This is a genomic window from Longimicrobium sp. (assembly GCF_036280135.1).
In the GTDB taxonomy this organism is placed as follows: Bacteria; Gemmatimonadota; Gemmatimonadetes; order Longimicrobiales; family Longimicrobiaceae; genus Longimicrobium.
In genome coordinates this window covers 1-4,181 of sequence record NZ_DASURI010000542.1, presented here as the reverse complement: position 1 = coordinate 4,181, position 4,181 = coordinate 1, and the positions used below count along the sequence as shown (strand labels likewise).

Annotated in this window: 2 protein-coding genes and 1 pseudogene; 1 reads left to right on the top strand and 2 read right to left on the bottom strand. The window is 76.6% G+C overall.

Annotated elements, in window-relative coordinates:
• On the bottom strand, positions 1-2,854 hold a 2,854-nt coding region (locus VFZ20_RS17385), incomplete at its 3' end, for a condensation domain-containing protein (protein WP_329685186.1).
• A 68-nt stretch (positions 2,855-2,922) separates the two neighbouring features.
• Positions 2,923-4,047 (bottom strand): annotated as a pseudogene (locus VFZ20_RS32965) (amino acid adenylation domain-containing protein); the annotation flags it as partial.
• On the opposite strand from VFZ20_RS32965, the gene VFZ20_RS17370 reads away from it, so the two are divergent.
• Positions 3,971-4,181: hypothetical protein (locus tag VFZ20_RS17370; protein ID WP_329685183.1), on the top strand; the 211-nt coding region annotated here is incomplete at its 3' end. The pseudogene VFZ20_RS32965 and the gene VFZ20_RS17370 sit on opposite strands and share 77 nt — an antisense overlap.

The window sequence follows — 4,181 nt, the reverse complement described above, 5'->3', positions numbered from 1 at the left end:
CCAGGTCCACCGGGGGCGCGTCGCCGGAGACGATGATGGTGTGGATGGACGGCAGCCGCTCGTCGTCCGGCAGCGCCGCCAGCACGGCGGGGGGGAGGATGGCGTGCGTGATCCCCGCGCCGGCCACGGTGCGGACGAGGTCGTCGCCCGCCAGCGGGCCCGGGGTCTCGGGCAGGTGCAGCGACGCGCCCCGGGCCAGCGCCAGGAACACCTCGTACACGCTGCCGTCAAAGCTGAACGAGGCGAACTGCAGGACGCGGGTCTCCGCCTGCAGCGGCAGGCTGCGCAGCTGCCCCGCCACCATGCCGCACACGTTGCGGTGCTGGATCACGGCGCCCTTGGGGCGGCCGGTGGAGCCGGAGGTGTAGATGACGTACGCCGGGTGCGACGGGCGCAGGGCGCCGCGCGCCGGGTTCGTGGACGGCGCGCCGGCGAAGGCCGTCTCGTCCCCCACGTCCAGCAGCGGCACGCCGGCGTCCGCGAAGCGGGGCGCGAGATCGCCCGTCGTGAGCAGGAGGGAGGGCGCGCTGTCCTCCAGCATCCAGCGCAGCCGCTCCCCGGGGTAGCCCGGGTCCAGCGGCACGTACGCCCCGCCGGCCTTGAGCACGGCCAGGAGGGCGACCACCATCCGCGGGCCGCGCTCCAGCGAGAGGGCCACCCGCGCGTCCGGCCCCACGCCGAGCGACCGGAGGTGGTGCGCCAGGCGGTTGGCGCGCGCGTTGAGCTCCCCGTAGCTCAGCCGCACGGGGCCGCACGCCAGCGCGAGCGCCCCGGGCGCGCGGTCCGCCTGCGCCTCGAACAGCTCGTGCGCGCACGCATCCGCCGCGAGCTCCGCCTCCGTGCGGTTCCACTCCTCCAGCACCCGCGCGCGCTCGTCGGCCGGCAGCATGGGCAGGCGCCCCACCGGCTGGGCGTCGTCGGCCACCATGCCGGCCAGCACGCGCCGCAGGTAGCCCAGCCACCGCTCCATCGTCCCGTGGTCAAAGAGCGACGTGGCGTACGTCACGGACCCCAGGATGCGACCGCCCGCCTCGCCCAGCGTGAGCGCCAGGTCCTGCTTGACGGTGTCGCGGTCTTCGGCCGCCGCCACGCGGCCCAGCGCCAGCCCGGGCAGCTCCAGGCTCCCCCGCGGCGTGTTCTGCCAGGTGAACATCACCTGGAAGAGCGGGGTGTGCGACAGGCTGCGCGCCGGGGCCACCCGCTCCACCACCTGCTCGAAGGGGATGTCCTGGTGGTGCTGCGCCTCCAGCGCCCGCGCTCCCACCCGGCCCAGCAGCTCCGCCACCGTGGGCGCGCCCCCCAGCTCCACGCGCAGGGCGAGCGTGTTGACGAAGAAGCCGATGAGCCCCTCGATCTCCCGCCGGCCGCGGTTGGCCACGGGGGTGCCGATCACCACGTCGTCCTGGCCCGCGAGGCGGGAAAGCACCACGGCCCACCCCGCCAGCAGCGTCGTGAAGAGCGTGGTCCCGTGCCGCCGCGACAGGGCCCTGAGCCCCGCCGTGAGCTCCGCGTCCAGCTCCACGGCCAGCCGCGCCCCCGCGGGATCCATCGTGGCCGCGCGCGGGCGGTCCACGGGCAGCTCCAGCAGCTCGGGCGCGCCTCCCAGCGTCCGCGCCCAGTAGTCCGACTGCGCCCGCAGGACGTCGCCCTCCACCCAGCGGCGCTGCCACGCCGCGTAGTCCGCGTACTGCACGGGGAGGGGGGCGAGCGCCGCCTCCCGGCCCCGCACGTGCGCGGCGTACAGGGCCGACATCTCGCCCGTGAGCACGCCCATGGACCAGCCGTCGCTGACGATGTGGTGCATGGTCATCGCCAGCACGTGGTCGTCGGGCGCCAGCCGCACCAGGCGGCCGCGGATGAGCGGGCCCCGCTCCAGGTCGAACGGCGCGCGCGCCTCCCGGGCCAGCAGCCGGGCCAGCTCCGCCTCCCCGTCCGCCCGGCCCTCCAGGTCGTGCTCCACCAGGAGGAACCCGGCGTCCGCCGGCGCGATGCGCTGCCCGGGAACGCCGTCCACCTGCACGAAGGTCGTCCGCAGGGCCTCGTGGCGCGCGACCATGCCGTCCAGCGCGCGGACGAGCGCCGCGCGGTCCAGCGCGCCCCGCAGGCGCAGGCGCGTGCGCATGTGGTACGTGCTGCCCAGGTCCCCCAGCTGCTCCAGGAACCACAGCCGCTGCTGGGCGAAGGAGAGCGGCAGGGGGCCGTCGCGCGGGGCGGGCTCGATGGGCGGAAGCGCCGCCCGCGCCGCCGTCTCCAGCTCCCGGGCAAAGTCCGCCAGCACGGGCCGGGTAAAGACGTCGCCCAGGGCCACCGTGACCCCCATGGCCTGCCGCACCCGCGACACCACCCGCACGGCCAGCAGCGAGTGCCCGCCCAGGTCGAAGAAGTGGTCCCGGCGGCCCACCCGCTCCACGCCCAGCACCTCGGCCCAGATGCCGGCCAGGAGCTCCTCGGCCATCCCGGCGGGGGGCTCGTAGTCACGGGCGGCGTACGCGCCGCCCTCCGGCGCGGGGAGGGCCTTGCGGTCCACCTTGCCGTTGGGGAGGAGGGGGAGCTGCTCCAGCCGCACGCACGCCGCGGGCACCATGTACCCCGGGAGCGACGCGGCCAGGTGCGTCCGCAGGGCGTCGGCCGGCAGCGGCTCGCCGGTCCAGTACGCCACCAGCCGCTTCTCGCCGGGCACGTCCTCGCGCACGGCCACCACCGCCGCGCCCACGCCGGCCAGCTCCGTGAGCCGCGCCTCGATCTCGCCCGTCTCGATGCGGTAGCCCCGCACCTTGACCTGGCCGTCGCCGCGGCCCAGGAACTCCAGCGTGCCGTCCGCCCGCCACCGCCCCACGTCGCCCGTGCGGTACATCCGCGCGCCGGGCCGGGGGAGAACGGGTCGGCCGCGAAGCGGTCCGCCGTGGCCGCCGGGCGGCCCAGGTAGCCGCGGGCCACCCCCGCCCCGCCGATGCAGATCTCCCCCGCCACGCCCGTGGGCACCGGCTCGCCGCGGGCGTCCAGGACGTAGACGCGCGTGTTGCCGATGGGCCGGCCCAGGGGCGCGGCGACGCCCTCCACCTCCGGCGTCCACCGCAGCCCCGACGAGGCCACGGTGGTCTCCGTGGGGCCGTACATGTGGTACAGCGCGGCGCCGGGAAGCAGCTCGCCGAAGCGCCGGGCGACGGCGGGGGCCAGGGCCTCGCCGCCGTTCATCACCCGCGCGAGCGACGTGCACGTCCCCGCCTCCGGGTGCTCCACGAACGCGCGCAGCAGCCCCGCCAGGTGCGCCGTGCCGATCCCCTCGCGGCGAACCAGGTCCACCACGTGGTCGGGGTCGCCCTGCCCCCCGGGGCGGGCCGCCACGATGCGCGCGCCCGTCGCGAGGGGCCAGAAGATCTCGCGCACCGACACGTCGAAGCTGAACGAGATGCGCTGCAGCACCGCCTCGCCCGGCCGCAGCTGCCACGCCTGCTGGCTCCACGCCAGCAGGTTGGCCACGGCGCGGTGATGGTTGACGACGCCCTTGGGGCGCCCCGTGGAGCCCGACGTGTAGATGACGTAGCAGGCGTGGTCGGGCGTGAGCCCCGGGACGTCGGGCGCCGTGCCGGGCAGACCGGCCCAGGGCGCGGGATCGGCCAGGTCCACGACGGGGACGCCGTCGGGGCGCACGGCGGCCGGCCCGTCCGTCACGAGGACGGCGGGCGCGCTGTCGGCCAGCATGTACGCCAGCCGCTCCTCCGGGTACGCGGGATCCAGGGGGACGTAGGCGCCGCCCGCCTTGAGGATCGCCAGCAGCCCCGTCAGCATCGCCGGGCCGCGCTCCAGGCAGATCCCCACCCGCGCGCCGGGCCCCACGCCCAGCCCGCGGAGGTGGTGCGCGAGCCGGTTGGCGCGCGCGTCCAGCTCCGCGTAGGTGAGGTCCTGCCCCTCGAACGTCAGCGCGACCGCGCCGGGGGTGCGCGCCGCCTGCGCCTCGAACAGCGCGTGGATGCACGAAGGGGCGGGATACCGCGCCTCCGTCCGGTTCCACTCCTCCAGCACGCGGGCGCGCTCGTCCACGGGCATGAGCGCCAGCCGGTCCACCCGCCGGTGGTCGTCCGCCACCATCTCCTCCAGCACCCGCCGCAGGTACCCCGCCCAGCGCTCCACGGTGGCCCGCTCAAAGAGCGCGGTGGAATACGTCACCCCGCCCACGATGC